We start from the raw sequence: 17,369 nt of genomic DNA on the forward strand, positions 1-17,369 counted from the left end.
GTGTCCTACCCCACCATGGACCAGTACAATGACGTGGTCCAACACCCCCAGAACGCTTTCAGCGACCCCGCTTTAAAAACTGCAAAGATCGCCACGAATGGCATGGGACTTCCCATCGCACTCGGCGGCGGTTTTGCACTAACGTACACAGCGAAAGGTCAAGGCGGGAAGTACGCAGTAAGGTGCTTTCATAAGGAAGCGAAAGGCCTCGAAGCGCGATACTTGCAGGTCGATAAGGGCCTTCGAGCGGCTGGCGGGTCGTATTTCGTAGGTTTCGAATATCAGCCTGCCGGCGTCCTTGTGAATGGGGTTCGCTATCCAATCGTAAAAATGGATTGGGTCGAGGGCGATACCCTCGGAACATTCTTAGAAGACAATTACGCGGACCCTGCGCGTATGGTGCAACTCCGCGCGCAGTTCACCGAGCTTGAAAAGTTTCTGCGTGGCAAGAGCATCGCTCACGGCGATTTGCAAAATGGTAACGTCTTGGTCAAATCGGGCCTCAAGCTCATCGACTACGATGGCGTATATGTGCCAACGCTTCCCCAGGGCCAAGGCGCCGAACTGGGCCACAAGCATTTTCAGCACCCGAAGCGCTCGGCCTCCGACTTCGGGCCAGAAATGGACCGCTTCTCGTTTATCGTGTTGGACCTTAGCCTCAGGGCTATCGCCGAAAATTCGAAGCTGTTCACTAAATACTCAAACGGCGAGAATATTCTTTTAACCGCCAACGATTTTATGGACCCGGGAAGTTCTGCAGCGTTCGCTGATCTACGGGCTATTCCTGCTCTGGCTCGCGACACCGCTCATCTCGCCAGTATCTGTGCTTCTTCAGTGAAGTCGGTTCCGACCCTTAGCGAGTTTTTGTCTGGTGCGAACATTCCGCCGGCCGTGGTCACTATCCGCTCCCCTACTGAGGCCAAAGTCGTTGTCCAAGCGGCGGCTTATGTGGGCGCCTATGACGTCGTGGATGCATCAAATTTCGCACTTGTCAGCCAGCAGGTCGGTAACCGCATCGAGCTGGTCGGCCAAGTCACAAAGGTACATGTCGGCAAGACCCGTTACGGGAAGCCATTCTGCTTTGTCTTTTTGCTCGATCAGTCAAAGCAAGCGGTAAAACTGAATATCTGGAGCGAGGGCATGGCAAAACTGACGCCTGCTCCCTCTGAGACATGGGTAGGGAAGTGGCTCAGCATCCAGGGGCTTGTTGATCCCGCATGGTCCTCAAGCAAGTATGGCACCTCGGTCTCAATAACCATTAATGGCAAGAGCCAACTCCGGACGATCACGCAAAGCGAGGCTCGGCACCGGCTCAGCAGTCCGCGAGTGGTCACCCGGACCGCTACCTCTAATCGCGATATTCTTGCCGGACTTGGTAGCTCGTCAACTTCCGCATCAAGGGCTACTAAAGCCCCGACGCATGCTAAATTCCCACCCAAGACCACGGTTTCTCAATCAAATAACCAAGCGTTGCTGAGCGCGCTCCAGAGAGCTCCGGCGGCAACTCCAGTAAATCCGGCAAAACCACAGATTCGCGCTAGCCATCCGACACCCTCTGCAAATACTCAAACAGAATCTTCGTGGGGTTGGTGGGTACTTGCGGCGATTGTTTTTGTTATATTCCTGGCGATGAGTGGGTAGTGCGCGCAGAGCCTAGAAGCGCCATACACCTCTATTAGTTATATCGCAGACAGACAGCTCGGGTGACCCACTGCACATCCCGTAGCCATCTCGCAAACCTCAGCGCTTGCGACATGGCTAACTTCTCGGGCCGCGCCGATCAGCGACAGGCGACAGAGCGCCTTCGCCGGATAAGTACATCTGTCCTTGTACCGGCCATGCAGGAACCGGTGGTCTGAAGGCCCGATCCTGGACGGAAGTTTCGCACGGATACCAGAAAAGCCCTTCCCCCCACGATCGCAGGGCACTAACAATTTTCCACGTCTTTTTAGACTGGGCTTGGCTTGCCGCGAAGACGTGCCAACTCCCGCTGCGCAAATTTGCGTAAGCGCTTCGATTGCTTCCGGATGCTCGGAGATTGCAGCGTATCCGCCGATCGCTCTGCGTAAGCCAAGAAATTTCTGGCCCCTGCATTGGTGAACCGGATATGTAGTTTACGCGTGTAAATCTGCTTCGCTTTTCCTTCCGCAATAGCTCGCAGGCCTACCCGCTCGGCTTTTCTAATCGCACGCTTGGCGGTTCGCCACTGACGCGAAAGAGATTTTAGCCTTAAGCGTGCGTCCACATGTCCAAGTTGATAGCCAAGATACTGGAAGCTTAAGGCACTCTCGCCATGAAGGTGAACAATTTCGGTTTTTGATCTTTGAAGCTGTAGAGCATTTTCCTCTAACTTCTCCTCGATAAGTGCATGGAGCACCTTCCAACGGCTTTTGGGGCAAGCAATCAGGATGTCGTCAGAATATCTTTGATATAAAGCCCCGCGTTTACGAGCTTCCTTTTCCATCTCTACGTCAAATTCAGTCATGTAAAGATTGGAAAGGCTCGCACTTATGGGGGTTCCTTGCGGAATTCCTACTTTCGAGGGATTTTTCTCAATTCTTACGCCAAGGTCTTTAACTTGCCTAATTGTGGCAAGCGGATGCTGCTTACGTAACTTAATTCGTTGTTTCAGATGGTCGTATTTCTTCAGCTCTTCAAGCTCAACATAGCGGTAGCGGGTGACCGCGTTGAAGACGGAAAGCCAATCTCGGTCAAGCTCGTTGCAGTCTAAGATGCTTTTGAGTCTCGCCTTGAGCAGCTTGTGGTCAAGGTTGTCGAAGAACCCTGTGACATCAAAACACATGACGGTAAGGGAAGGGTGGCTGCGAACAAAGTCCTCAACACGCTTTGCAAAATGGTAGTTTGACTGCCCTAATGAACGATAGGCGATGACGGTATCATCCAGGCCGGTAGCCGCATACCAATCGTCGAGGCGCGCGACGAGGTGGGCCGAATATTTCGACAAAATGCAAGCGTCTCGATGAGACGCAAACATAATGGGCCGTTCCTTCGGCACCGTTTTACGCTCGTTGAGCTTATAGCGCTTTTCGACCTTGGTGTAGTGAATCAACGGTGACCACACGTGGGTCGCAACACCTGCCGGAGACAACGCCGCTGCAAAGTCCGGCTTAACCGGCACGTCGAAATGCAAATATCCTCGCGGACGATACCAGTCAGGCTTATTCATTCCGAACGAATATCACTAGCAGAGTCCGGGGGCCAGTCTTGACTCGAGACCCCAGTTAACTGGACGCCCCCGGACGCACACCACAATCCACCCCTGTTAAGCCCGTTGTGAGGCTGCTCTTCGGCGCGAGTCTGAAACGCTATGTGGTATCGTATGATCGAGGAGGTCCGAGCAATGCTCATCTGTCCGCGCGGCGAAACCGCTGACGCTATATATCATGGCATGGCCATAATTATTATCATCATCAGGGTTGCACGTTGCAACGATCGAATCCACCGGCCAATTCCGGGGACATTCCAAAGCTAAGAGCGCATTAAGGCTTTTTCAAGTGGTCGGACGTGAGCACCATTCTGCCGACCGACCTAATTTGAAACAAAAAGAAGTTGGCAAGGTGGTGAGGGAGCTCACTGTGGATCCGAAGACACCCCAGCCTTGACCCAAGCGCTCCCAAGCTGGAAAGCCCTTTCCGTGGGGAACCGCCGATGTCCGGGTGGAAGATGGCGCCGCTTCGGCGCGATCCTTAACGCTTCCGCAATCGGCACACTGCATTCTGCGAGCATGGGGAAGAATTACAGCAGGGCTGGGCGAAGTGGCGATTTTCGCTGGCCGACCACTACAGGCGAGATCATCCGATACCTCGGCATTGCCGTGCTCGTCGGGGTGGGCGCGGCTTTCGCACTCAACGCCTATGAGGCACATCAAGCCCGAGAGGCCATCCTCGATGCCCTTCCTCCCGGCTACCAGTTCCCCGGCTGCGATATCGTTCGCGCCAGAGGGTTGGACCCGCTGTATAGCTACGAGCCGGGCTATTCCGAAAGCATGGACGGCGACGGCGATGGGATAGCTTGCGAGCCATACCCTTGAGCGCCACAGCCGAACCGGCGGCTTTCCATGCCCCCTTGTGTCAGGACACGGTCGCTTTAAACATCGATTATTAACCCTGACAAAGTTGCCTCTTAATCTCTATTAAACAGTTACTTAGCAAAGAAAATCCCGCACCTTTGACTTAGAGGTTGTCTACAATATTATTTCCGTCATCGAAGGAGGTGGCGATGGCAAAGCTCGAGAAGTCAGCAAGAATTTTCTGTCAAATTCACGGCATACCTGCCGATCGTTTGTTTGATGCAGAAGGGCTTCCTCGCCAAATCTACAAATACATAATGAAATCTGATGAGAAGTGGGCTGCGTATGGCGTCACTCGTTGTTTGAACGGCCATGTTTTACGCAATCGGTTTGGAAGCTGCCTCATCTGCAATCCTCAGAGCGTGGCACATATGCTGCGATCAAAGCTAAGCGGATACTTATACGCCGCCTCCGGCGCAGGCGGTCATTATATGAAGCTCGGCTTCTCATCCGACCCTATGAAACGCATCAAGCAAGCCAACATCGAAGGCTGGGGCGGTCACGATGATTGGCAGCTTCGTGCATATGGCTGGGCGCAAGAAGCTGGCGCGCTTGAGGCGGAGTTACATGCCGAATTTCGACATAACCAAGTGCGGCTACCTTGGATTCGGAACGCTGAGCAACAGTTTACGCGGGAATCCTATCTGGCCGATATCACCGAAGCTGCTGTGAAATTGATCTGGCTGTGTGACGGGCCGATAGAGCAGCCATGGAATTAACGTAGCTAGACCCGTGCGCGATTACAAAATTTTAATCGCGGGACTGAGACGCAATTATTCAGATCAAAAGCACTGATGCCTGCGCCATACCTGCTTCAAATCCTAATCTGACCGTGTGGCACCCTCCCAATCTTCATGGAGCTTTTACGCATTTTACCCTAGCCCTATGTGCAAGTAGCAACGGGGGCTCCATTGAGCGTACTTTTCACGCTGATCTTCATCGCCGCAGTGGTCGGTATATTTAAGCCATACATTAATGGCTGGAAGCGCTGGCATTTTGGCATCGCCGCCTTCGTGGCATTCATCCTCATCGGGATCGCAGGTATGCAAAGCACCGGAGAGAAGCTCAAAAAGACCTTCGAAGCACAAGAAGCTACGAAAACCGGATCAGGTAAGACCTCTTCTGGGGAGAGTACGTCTGCGGCAGCCGAAACGACGGTACCTGCCGAGCCCGAAAGCGCTTGGTCGTACAGCGAGGACAAGGACGAGATGCGCGGCGGGACAACATATTACGCCAGCCTTCGCGCTTCCAACACCCTCAGTCTCGGGTTTCCATACGGGGATCAAGATGGAAAAGTTCTTGTACGTCAGAGCCCACAGTTTGGCTTTGACATCCTTGTGGGCGTCGATAGCGGCCAAGTCCTCTGTAACAGCTTCTCCGACAGCTATGTAAACGTGAAATTCGATGACGGTCCGATCCGTCGATATAGCTGCACCGATGCCAGTGACGGCACAAACAACATGGTCTTCATTCAGGGCGCCAAAGGATTCCTTTCGAATCTTAAGAAATCCAAAAAGATGGTGGTAGAGGCTGAATTTTACCAAAACGGCATGCAGCAGATGATTTTTGACACTGCAGGCCTAAAGTGGAGCCATTAATTTATTAGATACACGTGGTCTTGCGAGAGATAATTGAGGGTTGAGTTGCATGACTATAGAATCTGCAGATCATAATTCCGTATCTGCACCAAATGAGACTGGCAAAGCTAAGCGCAAGTGGCGCGTTTGGCTCACTGGTGGAATTGTCGCAGTTGCAGCCATTTTTGGATGGAACGCCCTTGTATGTGCGCCCGTGAGCACCGCGCTGGAAGGCGAAAGCGATGCCTCCATTGTTGCCTATCGGAAATGGCTTCTCAGTCCATCGCAGATAGTGATCGACGTTCGTTCGGTTCAGGGTACGCAATCTATGGCAGGCATGGACAGAATGCTACTTAAGGCGGCCGAGGCCCTTCAAGACCATGAGTACGACAGCATCGTCCTTGCTTACGGGGGTGACGCCAAGCTGTTGATGGAGGGCTCTTATTTTCGCGAGTTGGGCGTCACGCGACAGACCCAGAACCCTCTGTACACCATGAGGACTATGCAGGAGCATCTGCATAACCTCGATGGTACGGCCGCCTTTGAACAGTGGTCTGGCGGCTGGCTAGGAGTCTTGGGCAAGCAGATGGAAGACCATAACGAGTTCCATCGTCGGTGGTGGGTGCAGGCCGCAAGTGGCCTTCCAGGCTGAAAGCGCTCTTGCCGCCACTCGTGACCAGCCACGATCCATAATCCGATCGTCCATGCACCGCGTTCCATAGGCGATATGAATCCATACATCTCCATTTGAGGACCGTTGCTTGCGCCCCGGCACGAACAGTAAGTCGTTCCCATCTCGCAATCGGAGATCGTGCGCAAACCATGTGGATCAAACTGTGGTGGGAGACGTCATCCTTTGACCGGGTATGGCGTGGGTCAGGTCCATTTCCCCACCCAAACACGGCCCAGCCTTGACCCAAGCGCTCCCCAAGCTGGAAAGCCATTCCCATGGGAAACCGCCGATGTCTGGGTGGAAGTGCCTTTAGGAAAGTGGTGCCGCTTACAGGATTCGAACCTGTGACCCCATCATTACGAATGATGTGCTCTACCAACTGAGCTAAAGCGGCGTGCCTTGCGGGCAGGCGGGCCATTTACATGCCAGGGGGGCACGACGCAATCGCCTTTCGCGGCTTTTTTGCACTCTCCTTGCAAAGCCTCCCGGAACGGTGCGCATTAGCGGACCCGCGGTGATGGTATATCTCTGTCATGGGAGGGGCATACCAAGGGTTGGTATCATCCACAGGCACTTTCGGGTCTGATGCGGCGGGCCGCGATGCGGACGCGCGGGCATTGCCCCAGACGTTCGTGGCGGCATTTAGCTTTTCTAATTTATCGAATGTATCGCTTCATTTTATCCGTCTTCATCGAAGTTCGGATTGGCGCGAAAAGAACCTCACCGGGCCACGAGGCCCACCAACAGGAGGACCTACAATGACCCTGACCGCCACCCCGACCGCCGGCAAGTCGCTGATCTCGCCCGATAACCACGCCCTCATCCTGATCGACTTCCAGTCGCAGATGGCTTTCGCGACCAAGTCCATCGGCACGGAACTGCTGCGCAACAACGCCGCACTGATCTCTCGCGGTGCCAAGTCGTTCAACGTCCCCACCATTCTGACCACAGTTGCCGAAAAGAGCTTCTCCGGCCCGATGTTCGACGAGATCACCGATGCCTTCCCCGGCCAGGAACTGCTCGACCGCACCTCGATGAACACCTGGGAAGACGCCGCGGTGATCGCCGAGGTCAACCGCATCGCCAAGCCCCGGATCGTCTTCGCCGGCCTGTGGACCTCGGTCTGCATCGTCGGCCCTGTCGCCTCGGCCATCGACCAGGGCTTCGAGGCCTACTTCATCGCCGATGCCTGCGGCGACATCTCGACCGAAGCGCACGATCGCGCCGTGCAGCGCATGATCCAGCTCGGCGCCGTGCCGATGACCTCGCTCCAGTACCTGCTCGAACTGCAGCGCGACTGGGCCCGCACCGAGACGTACGACTCCACCACCGGCATCGCCCGCAAGTGGGGCGGCGCCTACGGACTGGGTGTCACGTATGCCAAGACCATGTTCGGCGCGTCCGAAGGCGGCCACTGATTCAAGCTCGGGACCGGCGGCTTCCCTCTCCCTGCCGCCGGCGGTCCCACCCTCTCCTGCATCCGATCGAAGGAATTCATCATGGCTTACGTAACCACCAAGGACGGCGTCGAAATTTTCTACAAGGACTGGGGCCCCAAGGACGCCCAGCCGATCGTCTTCCACCACGGCTGGCCGCTCTCGTCGGACGACTGGGACGCTCAGATGCTATTCTTCCTCTCGAAGGGCTACCGCGTCGTCGCGCATGACCGCCGGGGCCACGGCCGCTCGGCCCAGGTGAGCGAAGGCCATGACATGGACCACTACGCCGCCGACGCCGCCGCCGTTTCCGAGCATCTCGACTTGCGCAATGCCATCCACATCGGCCACTCGACCGGCGGCGGCGAAGTCGCCCGTTATGTCGCGCAGTACGGCATCCCGCAGGGCCGCGTCGCCAAGGCAGTGCTGGTCAGCTCCGTCCCTCCGATCATGGTCAAGACCGCGGCTTACCCCGGCGGCCTGCCCATCGAGGTGTTCGACGGCCTGCGCGCCGCGCTTGCCGCCAACCGTGCGCAGTTCTTCCAGGACCTCGCCGCCGGCGCTTTCTACGGCTTCAACCGCGAGGGCGCGAAAGTGATCCCCGCCGTCATCGACAACTGGTGGCGCCAGGGCATGATGGGCAGCGCCAAGGCCCACTACGAAGGCATCAAGGCCTTCTCCGAGACCGACCAGACCGACGACCTCAAGGCGATCACCGTGCCCGTCCTGGTGCTGCAGGGCGACGACGACCAGGTGGTCCCTTACAAGAACGCCGCCGAGTTGCAGGCCGAAATCCTGCCCGATGCCACGCTCAAGATCTACCCCGGCTTCTCGCACGGCATGCTGACGGTGGATGCCGAAGTCATCAACCCGGACCTGCTGGCCTTCGTGCAGGGCTGAGGACATGGAGCGGGTGGAGCGTGATCGCCCGGCCCGCCCGCTCTACTCCGTATCTGACCTCACCCCCGAAAAGGACTCGTCATCCTGAACGTGTTTCAGGGCCCATCGCGCCGCAACCGCTGCTCGGTGACGCGGTAGACCCGCAGCGCGGCTGGTAGACAACGTTCCGGCCCGAACTGCGGAATGGATCCTGAAACACTTTCGGGATGACGAGTGCCTTCGAAACGACCTCACCCGTCACCAAAATCCGAGGAATCCTTCGATGAAACCATACCTTCTCTCGCTTGCCGCCGGGTTGCTGGTGGGTGTCGTCTACAGCTTCCTCGGCGTTCGCTCGCCCGCCCCGCCGATGATCGCACTAATCGGACTGCTTGGCATCCTGCTGGGCGAGCAGGCGGTGCCGCTCGCGAAGAAGGTCTGGGCGGCGGAGGACGTGGCTCACTTCGTCCAGGCCGACTGCCGCAAGCACGTCCTGGGTCGCCTGCCGGGAGACAAATTTCCCTGCCGCGCCGCCAGCGACAAGGCTCAGGCGTGATAAGCCGCCGCCAGACCATCGCCGGTGCGGCCGCCGCCTCGCTCCTGCCCACCCTGCTCCATGCACAGACGAACCGACCGAAGGACACGCATATGACCGACACGATCATCATCAACGCCAAGGTCACCACCCTCGATCGCGCCAACCCGCAGGCTGAGGCCGTGGCGATCCGTGACGGCAAGTTCCTCGCGGTCGGCAGCGAACAGGAAGTACGCGCCGCCGCTCCCGACGCTACCGTCATCGACGCCAAGGGTCGACGCCTGATCCCGGGCCTGATCGACAGCCACATGCACATCATCCGCGGCGGCCTCAACTTCAACATGGAGCTGCGCTGGGACGGCGTGACCAGCCTGTCCGAGGCGATGGCGATGCTCAAGGCCCAGGTCGACAAGACCCCGGCCCCGCAATGGGTGCGCGTGGTCGGCGGCTTCACCGAGCACCAGTTCGCCGAAAAGCGCCTGCCCACGATAGCAGAACTGAACTCCGTCGCGCCCGATACGCCGGTGTTCATCCTCCACCTCTACGACCGTGCGCTGCTCAACGCCGCAGCCCTGCGCGTGGTGGGCTACACCAAGGACACCCCCAACCCGCCGGGCGGCGAAATCGTGCGCGATAGCGCGGGCAACCCCACCGGGCTGCTGCTGGCCCAGCCCAACGCGACGATCCTCTATTCCACGCTCGCCAAGGGCCCCAAGCTGCCGCCCGAATACCAGATCAATTCGACCCGCCACTTCATGCGCGAAGTCAACGCGCTGGGCGTCACCGGGGTGATCGATGCCGGCGGCGGCTTCCAGAACTATCCAGACGACTACGACATCATCGAAAAGCTGCACGCCGACGACCAGTTGACCGTGCGCATCAGCTACAACCTGTTCACCCAGAAGCCCAAGGAGGAGCTGGCCGACTTCCAGGGCTGGGTGAAGCAGGTCAAGCCCGGCCAGGGCGACGACACCTACCGCCACAATGGCGCGGGCGAGATGCTGGTCTATTCCGCCGCCGACTTCGAGGACTTCCGCCAGCCCCGCCCCGACATGGCCCCCAGCATGGAAGGCGACCTCGAGCCGGTCATCCGCCTGCTGGCGGAAAACCGCTGGCCCTGGCGCCTCCACGCCACGTACGACCAGACCATCGGCCGCGCGCTCGACGTCTACGAGAAGGTCAATGCCGACATTCCGCTCCAGGGCATCAACTGGTTCTTCGACCACGCCGAGACGATCAGCGACCGCAACATCGACCGCATCGCCGCGCTCGGAGGCGGCATCGCGGTCCAGCACCGCATGGCCTACCAGGGCGAGGACTTCGTCCAGCGCTACGGCGCCAAGGCGGCCGAGCGCACCCCGCCGATCGCGCGGATGATCGCAGCGGGCATCCCCGTGGGCGGCGGCACCGACGCCACCCGCGTCGCCAGCTACAACCCGTGGGTCTCGCTTTCGTGGCTCGTCACCGGGCGCACCGTGGGCGGCCTCTCGCTCTATCGCGGCGACAACCGCGTCAGCCGCGAAAAGGCGCTGCGAATGTGGACGCACGAGAACACCTGGTTCTCCAGCGAAGTCGGCAAGAAAGGCCAGATCATCGCCGGCCAGCTCGCCGACCTCGCCCTGCTTTCGGACGACTTCTTCGCGGTTCCCGACAACGAGATCGTCCACATCCGCTCTATCCTGACGATGCTGGGCGGCAAGGTGGTCCACGGCGAGGGAGACTTCCGCCCGCTGGCGCCGGAACTGCCGCGCCCTATGCCCGACTGGTCGCCGGTCGCGACCTTCGGCGGCTATTACAAGACTCCCGAGGCGAAGGAAAAGCTGGCCTCGGCCTGCGGCTGCGCCAGCTCCTGCGGGGTCCACGGCCACGACCACGCCGCAGCGCTGGGCGCCAACGTGCCGGCGGCGGACGTCCAAACTTTCTGGGGTGCGCTCGGCTGTGGCTGCTGGGCGGTGTGAACCCATACGGCCCCTCTCTATGGGGAGGGGCCACAGCACCACCATTCGATAATATCGAACGTTTCAGTCTAGTTTATTCGGATCGATAGATTTCCGCGCCCCACCTACACGGGTCTTGCGCCATCGACCGAGCGGCACTGCCCCTCTCCCATCGGAGCCACAGACATGAAAACCTTCACCCTGATTATCGCGGCCGCAATGGTGGTCGCGGGCCCCGCAGTCACGCCCGCCTTCGCCGCGACCGCCAGCGACTACGCCGTCGGCCCGCAGTACGACACCACCCACGTCTACGTGCCGCAGGACCAGTTCGACACTTTCGTCGCCAGCTTCGTTGCCACCTTCGGCGGCAGCACCAGCAAGCAGGGCGAATTCCAGGTCACTCCGACCAAGAGCCTCACCAAGTCGCAACTGGTGCTCACCCCTTCGGGCACCGTCTCGGTGTTCGGCTTCAGGACGCCGATCCCCTATCCCTTCGGCGACGAGCGCACCGGCTACCTCGTGACCGACATCGAAGCTGCGGTGAAGTCCGCCGTCAGCCACGGCGCGGTGCGCCGGATCGCGACGTTCCCCGACCCGATCGGCCGCGATTCGGTGATCCAGTGGCCGGGCGGGGTGAACATGCAGCTCTACTGGCATACCGCCAAGCCGAGCTACGCCCCGCTCGCCTCTGTGCCCGAGAACCGCGTCTACCTGACCCCCGACGCGGCGCCCGCCTTCCTCAAGGGCTGGACCGGATTCGCCCATGCGCATGTCGTGTCGGACGACAAGGCCGCCCCCGGCGCCGAGATCGGCGAGCCCGGCAAGACCATCCGCCGCGTCGCGCTCGACAGCGGCTACGGCGCGATGGTGGTCTACGTCTCGGACGGGCAACTGCCCTGGCCCTATGGCCGCGACATGACCGGCTACGGCGTCGCGGACCTCACCGCCACGCTGGCCAAGGCGACGGCCGCGGGCGCGGAAACGCTGGTGCCGGCGTTCGCCACAGGCAAGCGCCAGAGCGCGATCGTGCGCTTCCCCGGCGGCTACATCGCCGAGATCCACTCCGATACGGCGGGTTGAGCCATGCGCACCGATGACACTCCCCGCATCGTGGCATCGGTGCTCGACTTCGCGCCGACCGCTTTCCTCGCCCGTCTCGCGTTGGTCGGCGCCTACCTCGCAGGCGGGATCGCCAAGCTCGGCGACTGGCCGGCCGCCGTCGCCGAGCAGGCCCACTTCGGCCTCGCCCCGCCCGCCCTGTGGGCCGCGCTGACGATCGCGGTGGAACTGGTTGGCCCCCTCCTGATCCTGAGCGGCCGGCTGGTGTGGCTGGGCGCGGGAATGCTCGGCGTGTTCACCTTCCTCGCCGCGGTGATCGCCAATGCGTTCTGGGCGATGCCCGCGGGGCCGGAACGCTTCGCCGCGACCAATGCCTTCTTCGAGCACATGGGGCTTGTCGGGGGCTTCGTACTGGTCGCGATCCTGGCCCGGCGAGGGCGGCGAAGTGCCTGACACGACGCCATCTTCCACATCCCGGTCACTGCGAGCGGCGAAGCCGCGCGCCAACCCCGGGGCGACACAAACCGTCCTGGGTGGTTTCCCTTCGCTGGCAATGACGAAAGAGTGGGTTTGCGTCGTAGCCCTCGCGCTCCTCCTTCCCGCCACCGCCCACGCCGAAACCAGAGAAGCCTGGCAGGCCCCGACCCTGACCATCACCCGCTACGACGAGGACTGGTCCGACCTCGCCGACCCCGAAAAGCGCGACCACCACTGGACCGGCCCGTTCAAGTACATCCCGCTCGGAGAAATCACGGGAGGAGAGGCCTGGCTCTCCACCGGCATCGAACTGCGCGCCCGCAGCGAGAACTACGACGACAACCTGTGGGGCGGCGCCGATGCACCCGACGACGGCTACGTCTGGCTGCGCGCCCTGCCCTACGCCGACCTCCACCTCGGCAAGGTCCGCGCCTTCGTCCAGCCGATCGCCGCCACCTCGATCGGCATGGCGCCTTCCGCCGGCCCGGTGGACGAGACCGGCGTCGATCTCCTGCAGGGCTTCGTCGAAGCGGACCTCGGCCCGGTGAGCTTGCGTGGCGGGCGGCAGATGCTGTCGCTGGGCACCGAGCGGCTGATCGGCACGCGCTACGGGCCCAACGTACCGCTCGCGTTCGACGGCCTGCGCGCCGACGTGACGCTGGGCAAGGCGCAAGTCACCCTGCTCGCCCTGCGCCCGGTCCAGCCCGGCAATGGCAGCTTCGACGACCGCACCTCGCCCGACAAGGCGCTGTGGGGCGCCTATGCCGCGTTGCCGGGCCTCGACCTCTATTACCTCGGCTACCGCAACGATGCCGCGCGCTGGGATACTCGCGAAGGCCGGGAAACCCGCCATAGCCTGGGCGCTCGCTGGCATGGCAACCGCGATCGGTGGCACTGGAACGTCGAAGGCGTGGCGCAGTTCGGGCATTTCGACGGCGGTTCGATCCGGGCATGGACGCTGGGCACCGAACTGGGCCACGCCTTCCCCGACTTGCCCTTCGCGCCGGACATCACCTTGCGTGCCAACGTGGTGAGCGGCGACACGAACCGCGGCGACCACCGCCTGGGCACGTTCAATGCGCTGTTTCCCAAGGGAAAGTATTTCGGCGAACTCTCGCCCGTGGGCCCCTACAACCTCGTCAACGTCCACCCGACCCTGGGCCTGCAACTCGCCCCGACCGTTTCTGCGAGCGTGGCAGCCGCGGCCTTCTGGCGCTATTCCCGCGCGGACGGCATCTACGATATCCCGGGCAACCTGGTCCGCGCCGCCGGCGACAGCCGCGCCCGCTTCATCGGCAAGGAGTTGGAAGCCACCGTCGCGTGGCAGGCCAGCGCCGAACTCGAACTTTCCGCATCGCTCTCGGCTTTCGCGCCAGGCGCCTTCATCCGCGAGACCGGGCCGGCCAGCACGATCCACATGCTCGGCCTCGAAAGCAATTTCCGGTTCTGACGCCAGACCATTCCATTTCATCGAACGAATGATGCTTTCTTATTCGGATGTTTGAAAGCCTCCGTCACTCTTAGACCTTGCGCCATCATCTGCTTCCCGGAGATCGCCATGACCGCGCCCCAATCGTCCTCGCTGCCCCGCCTTCTCCTGCTGCTGTCCGCCACGACCGGCCTCGTCGACGCCGCATCGGTACTCGGGCTCGGCAAGGTGTTCACTGCCAACATGACCGGGAACGTCGTGTTCCTCGGCTTTGCGGCAGCCGGGGCGCCGGGGTTCAAGTTCGGACCCTCGATCCTGGCGCTGGCCTCGTTCATGGTCGGCGCGTGGGGGGCAGGATACCTCGCACGCGCCCATACGGAACGACCGCTGCGGCACTGGCTGCTCTGGGCCGCGATCGTCGAAGGCGCGCTGCTGTGGATCGCCGCCCTGATCGCGCTGGGCATCGACGTCGCCGCGCAGGCGCCGCAGCTAGGCGTGCTTTCGGTCATCGCCCTCACCGGTTTCGCGATGGGCCTGCGCAATGCCACCGTCCGCCAGCTCAAGGTGCCTGACCTGACGACGACGGTGCTGACGCTGACGATCACCGGCATCGCCGCGGACCGCTCGGCAACCAACATCGCGCGACGGTTCGGCGCCGTCCTGTCGATCTTCGCAGGAGCGGCGGTCGGGGCGATGCTGCTGTTCCATGGCGGACTTGCCCTGCCGCTGGCGCTTGCCGGAGCGATCGTGCTGGGCGCGACCCTGGTGTTCGCCCGCGATCCTGCCTCGGCGCTGCCACATCAGCCGTGATGGCCCCGCCGGGCAGCACTTTTACGGCATGGGCGGAACCACAACGCCTCCCGCGCACTAACCTACTCATACATTCGTATCGTTCAGGCCGCCGCCGCTGCGCGATAGCATCGAGCGGCGGCATAGGTCAGGCGTGCCCACGCGGGCAGCGGGAGGAGCGAGCATGAGGAACCAGCCGAAGCGTGCGGATGCATCGCGCGTGCGGGATTCGATCCTCGAGCGGTTCCACGCCACGCGGACACTCAGCCGCGATCTTGCCCGGGGTCTCAACGAAGCGGACATGACGGTGCAGTCGATGCCCGATGCCTCGCCCGTCAAATGGCATCTCGCGCATACGACCTGGTTCTTCGAAACCTTCCTCCTGCGCGACCACGTCCCGGGCTACCGCCTGTTCGACGAGCGCTGGCCGTTCCTGTTCAACAGCTACTACGAGGCCGAGGGCGCGCGGCTCGCCCGGCCCGAACGCGGCCTGCTCACCCGGCCGACAGTGGCCGAGCTTCTGGCCTATCGCGCCCATGTGGACGAGGCCCTCATCGACGCGCTGCCCGGTCTGATGGACCGGCACGGCGACCTCGCGGAACTTGGCATACAGCACGAGCAGCAGCACCAGGAACTTCTGCTGACCGACCTCAAGCACCTGTTTTCCCGCAACCCGCTCGGCCCTGCCTATGCCCCGCCTGGCGATCCCGGCAATAGCGAGGACATACCGCTGCGCTGGATCGCCGGCGCCGAAGGGCTGGCGGCGATCGGCAGCGATGGCCTGGGCTTCGCCTTCGACAACGAACTGCCGCGACACCCCTCGTGGCTGGCGCCGCATGCGCTGGCGAACCGGCCGGTGACCAATGGCGAATGGATCGAATTCATGGCTGATGAGGGCTATGCCAGCGCCGCGCTCTGGCTGTCCGACGGCTGGGACTGGGTCCGGCGCGAAACCGTCCACAGTCCGCTGTACTGGCGCGGCCACGGCCGGGACTGGGAGCATTTCACGCTGGCGGGCTGGCAGCCGGTCGACGAGCGCGCGCCGGTCACCCACGTCTCCTTCTACGAGGCCGACGCCTTCGCGACATGGGCCGGCGCGCGCCTGCCGACCGAGCAGGAATGGGAGAGCGCGGCGCAGGGCCAGGACCCGCTCGGTGGCATCCAGCTGGACCGCGCCGGTGCCGTCGCCCCGCGCGCGGAGGCCGGGGCCGAAACCGGGGCCGAAACCGGGGTCGAGCGGATCAACTCGTTGTTCGGCAATGTCTGGGAATGGACCGGATCGGCCTATCGCCCCTGGCCCGGCTATCGCACGGCGGCCGGCGCGGTTGGCGAATACAACGGCAAGTTCATGTCCGGGCAGTTCGTCCTCAAAGGCGGTAGCTGCGCCACGCCCCGCGGTCACGCCCGGGCGTCCTATCGCAATTTCTTCCATCCCCACCAGCGCTGGCAGTTCACCGGCGTGCGCCTTGCAAGGAGCCTCTGACATGCTCTTCACGCCGACCCGCGACGACGCTGCCGATCTCGATCTTCTCCCGCTGCAACCGGTCGACCCCGCCTTCCGCGCCGACGTGCTGCGGGGCCTCTCGCAGGAGGAAAAGGCGATCCCGGCGCGCTGGTTCTACGACATGCGCGGCTCGCAGCTCTTCGAGGCGATCACCCAGGTTCCCGAATACTATCCCACCCGTACCGAAACCGCGCTGCTCCATGCCCATGCCGCCGCGGTGGCCCGGCGCACGGGGACGGACGCGACCGTGGTGGAGTTCGGGTCGGGCAGCTCGATCAAGACCCGCATCCTGCTGGAGGCCATGCCGCGCGCGACTTACGTGCCGATCGATATCTGCGGCGAATTCCTCAACGAGGCCTGCGACGGCCTAAGGCGCCTGTTCCCGCACCTCGGCATCGTACCGGTGGAAGCCAACTTCATGGACCCGGTACGCCTGCCCGTGCGGCGCAAGGGGCAGGCGATGCTGGGTTTCTTCCCCGGCTCCACCATCGGCAACATGACGGCGGCGGCAGCCGTGGACCTCCTGCGCTCGATGCGCGAGACCTTGGGCGCAAACGCCCACCTGCTGATCGGTATCGACCGCGTGAAGGACAGCGGCCGGCTGGTGGCGGCCTACGACGACGCGGGAGGGGTGACGGCCCTTTTCAACCTCAACCTGCTCCAGCGCATCAACCGCGAACTGCACGGCACGATCCCGATGGGCGAATTCCGCCATGTCGCGCGGTGGAACGAGGGCGCGAGCAGGGTCGAGATGCACCTGGAAGCCCGCCGCGCGATCCAGTTCGAGGTTGCCGGGCAGGCATTCCACATGAGCGGCGGCGAGACGATCCACACGGAGAACTGCCACAAGTACCGGCCCGGCGAGATCCGCCTGCTCCTCGCCGCCAGTGGCTGGGACGTGCTGGAACACTGGACCGACGAGCAGCAAGACTTCTCGCTGGTGCTGGCGAGGGCCGAGGCCGACCGGCAGACGGCGTGATCTCT

Annotated in this window: 16 protein-coding genes and 1 tRNA gene; 15 read left to right on the forward strand and 2 right to left on the reverse strand. The window is 61.8% G+C overall.

Annotation, left to right across the window (positions count from 1 at the left end):
• A complete protein-coding gene (locus tag ACFFDA_RS21535) occupies window positions 1–1,641 on the forward strand; it encodes a hypothetical protein (protein WP_404479329.1) in 1,641 nt (546 codons plus the stop codon).
• A gap of 307 nt (window positions 1,642–1,948) precedes the next feature.
• Here the strand turns inward: ACFFDA_RS21535 and ACFFDA_RS21540 are convergent, their stop codons facing one another.
• Window positions 1,949–3,187 carry a reverse transcriptase/maturase family protein gene (locus tag ACFFDA_RS21540; protein WP_404479330.1) on the reverse strand — a complete coding sequence of 413 codons (1,239 nt, stop codon included), beginning with the start codon at window positions 3,185–3,187 and terminating at the stop codon, window positions 1,949–1,951.
• 558 nt (window positions 3,188–3,745) lie between these two features.
• Here ACFFDA_RS21540 and ACFFDA_RS21545 point away from each other — a divergent pair.
• From ACFFDA_RS21545 to ACFFDA_RS21560, 4 genes are all read left to right on the forward strand, one after another.
• Complete coding sequence (locus ACFFDA_RS21545) at window positions 3,746–4,051, forward strand: excalibur calcium-binding domain-containing protein (RefSeq protein WP_404479331.1); 306 nt, start codon at window positions 3,746–3,748, stop codon at window positions 4,049–4,051.
• Between the two features lie 188 nt (window positions 4,052–4,239).
• On the forward strand, window positions 4,240–4,809 hold the full coding sequence (locus tag ACFFDA_RS21550; RefSeq protein WP_404479332.1) for a GIY-YIG nuclease family protein: 570 nt from the start codon (window positions 4,240–4,242) through the stop codon (window positions 4,807–4,809).
• A 192-nt stretch (window positions 4,810–5,001) separates the two neighbouring features.
• Window positions 5,002–5,688 (forward strand): hypothetical protein, encoded by a 687-nt coding sequence (locus ACFFDA_RS21555; protein WP_404479333.1) that lies wholly within the window; start codon window positions 5,002–5,004, stop codon window positions 5,686–5,688.
• Between the two features lie 49 nt (window positions 5,689–5,737).
• Complete coding sequence (locus tag ACFFDA_RS21560; RefSeq protein ID WP_404479334.1) at window positions 5,738–6,319, forward strand: hypothetical protein; 582 nt, start codon at window positions 5,738–5,740, stop codon at window positions 6,317–6,319.
• 339 nt (window positions 6,320–6,658) lie between these two features.
• Here the strand turns inward: ACFFDA_RS21560 and ACFFDA_RS21565 are convergent.
• Window positions 6,659–6,734: transfer RNA gene (locus ACFFDA_RS21565), tRNA-Thr, on the reverse strand.
• A gap of 364 nt (window positions 6,735–7,098) precedes the next feature.
• On the opposite strand from ACFFDA_RS21565, the gene ACFFDA_RS21570 reads away from it, so the two are divergent.
• From ACFFDA_RS21570 to egtD, 10 genes are all read left to right on the forward strand, one after another.
• Window positions 7,099–7,758 carry a hydrolase gene (locus tag ACFFDA_RS21570; RefSeq protein ID WP_404479335.1) on the forward strand — a complete coding sequence of 220 codons (660 nt, stop codon included), beginning with the start codon at window positions 7,099–7,101 and terminating at the stop codon, window positions 7,756–7,758.
• Between the two features lie 81 nt (window positions 7,759–7,839).
• Window positions 7,840–8,676 carry an alpha/beta fold hydrolase gene (locus ACFFDA_RS21575; RefSeq protein WP_404479336.1) on the forward strand — a complete coding sequence of 279 codons (837 nt, stop codon included), beginning with the start codon at window positions 7,840–7,842 and terminating at the stop codon, window positions 8,674–8,676.
• A gap of 262 nt (window positions 8,677–8,938) precedes the next feature.
• On the forward strand, window positions 8,939–9,211 hold the full coding sequence (locus tag ACFFDA_RS21580; protein ID WP_404479337.1) for a DUF1427 family protein: 273 nt from the start codon (window positions 8,939–8,941) through the stop codon (window positions 9,209–9,211).
• Between the two features lie 92 nt (window positions 9,212–9,303).
• Entirely contained in the window at window positions 9,304–11,148 is a 1,845-nt protein-coding gene (locus ACFFDA_RS21585; protein ID WP_404482827.1) for an amidohydrolase, read from the forward strand.
• Between the two features lie 165 nt (window positions 11,149–11,313).
• The gene (locus tag ACFFDA_RS21590; protein WP_404479338.1) at window positions 11,314–12,207 is read left to right on the forward strand and encodes a glyoxalase; all 894 of its coding nucleotides are present in this window, start codon (window positions 11,314–11,316) and stop codon (window positions 12,205–12,207) included.
• 3 nt (window positions 12,208–12,210) lie between these two features.
• On the forward strand, window positions 12,211–12,639 hold the full coding sequence (locus ACFFDA_RS21595; protein ID WP_404479339.1) for a DoxX family protein: 429 nt from the start codon (window positions 12,211–12,213) through the stop codon (window positions 12,637–12,639).
• Window positions 12,640–12,739: 100 nt separating this feature from the next.
• Window positions 12,740–14,113 carry an alginate export family protein gene (locus ACFFDA_RS21600; RefSeq protein ID WP_404479340.1) on the forward strand — a complete coding sequence of 458 codons (1,374 nt, stop codon included), beginning with the start codon at window positions 12,740–12,742 and terminating at the stop codon, window positions 14,111–14,113.
• Between the two features lie 108 nt (window positions 14,114–14,221).
• Window positions 14,222–14,902, forward strand: a complete 681-nt coding sequence (locus ACFFDA_RS21605; RefSeq protein ID WP_404479341.1) for a YoaK family protein — start codon at window positions 14,222–14,224, stop codon at window positions 14,900–14,902.
• A gap of 163 nt (window positions 14,903–15,065) precedes the next feature.
• Complete coding sequence (gene egtB, locus ACFFDA_RS21610; RefSeq protein ID WP_404479342.1) at window positions 15,066–16,364, forward strand: ergothioneine biosynthesis protein EgtB; 1,299 nt, start codon at window positions 15,066–15,068, stop codon at window positions 16,362–16,364.
• Between the two features lies 1 nt (window position 16,365).
• Window positions 16,366–17,364, forward strand: a complete 999-nt coding sequence (gene egtD / locus ACFFDA_RS21615) for an L-histidine N(alpha)-methyltransferase (RefSeq protein ID WP_404479343.1) — start codon at window positions 16,366–16,368, stop codon at window positions 17,362–17,364.
• Window positions 17,365–17,369 lie beyond the last annotated feature (5 nt).

It is taken from the genome of Novosphingobium sp. BL-52-GroH (assembly GCF_044813085.1).
GTDB lineage: Bacteria > Pseudomonadota > Alphaproteobacteria > Sphingomonadales > Sphingomonadaceae > Novosphingobium.

Excerpts from the sequence above, each read along its gene's own strand:
- ACFFDA_RS21540 (WP_404479330.1), bottom strand. The coding sequence starts at position 3,187 with ATGAATAAGCCTGACTGGTATCGTCCGCGAGGATATTTGCATTTCGAC.
- ACFFDA_RS21545 (WP_404479331.1), top strand. The coding sequence starts at position 3,746 with ATGGGGAAGAATTACAGCAGGGCTGGGCGAAGTGGCGATTTTCGCTGG.
- ACFFDA_RS21550 (WP_404479332.1), top strand. The coding sequence starts at position 4,240 with ATGGCAAAGCTCGAGAAGTCAGCAAGAATTTTCTGTCAAATTCACGGC.
- ACFFDA_RS21560 (WP_404479334.1), top strand. The coding sequence starts at position 5,738 with ATGACTATAGAATCTGCAGATCATAATTCCGTATCTGCACCAAATGAG.
- ACFFDA_RS21570 (WP_404479335.1), top strand. The coding sequence starts at position 7,099 with ATGACCCTGACCGCCACCCCGACCGCCGGCAAGTCGCTGATCTCGCCC.
- ACFFDA_RS21575 (WP_404479336.1), top strand. The coding sequence starts at position 7,840 with ATGGCTTACGTAACCACCAAGGACGGCGTCGAAATTTTCTACAAGGAC.
- ACFFDA_RS21580 (WP_404479337.1), top strand. The coding sequence starts at position 8,939 with ATGAAACCATACCTTCTCTCGCTTGCCGCCGGGTTGCTGGTGGGTGTC.
- ACFFDA_RS21585 (WP_404482827.1), top strand. The coding sequence starts at position 9,304 with ATGACCGACACGATCATCATCAACGCCAAGGTCACCACCCTCGATCGC.
- ACFFDA_RS21590 (WP_404479338.1), top strand. The coding sequence starts at position 11,314 with ATGAAAACCTTCACCCTGATTATCGCGGCCGCAATGGTGGTCGCGGGC.
- ACFFDA_RS21595 (WP_404479339.1), top strand. The coding sequence starts at position 12,211 with ATGCGCACCGATGACACTCCCCGCATCGTGGCATCGGTGCTCGACTTC.
- ACFFDA_RS21600 (WP_404479340.1), top strand. The coding sequence starts at position 12,740 with ATGACGAAAGAGTGGGTTTGCGTCGTAGCCCTCGCGCTCCTCCTTCCC.
- ACFFDA_RS21605 (WP_404479341.1), top strand. The coding sequence starts at position 14,222 with ATGACCGCGCCCCAATCGTCCTCGCTGCCCCGCCTTCTCCTGCTGCTG.
- egtB (WP_404479342.1), top strand. The coding sequence starts at position 15,066 with ATGAGGAACCAGCCGAAGCGTGCGGATGCATCGCGCGTGCGGGATTCG.
- egtD (WP_404479343.1), top strand. The coding sequence starts at position 16,366 with ATGCTCTTCACGCCGACCCGCGACGACGCTGCCGATCTCGATCTTCTC.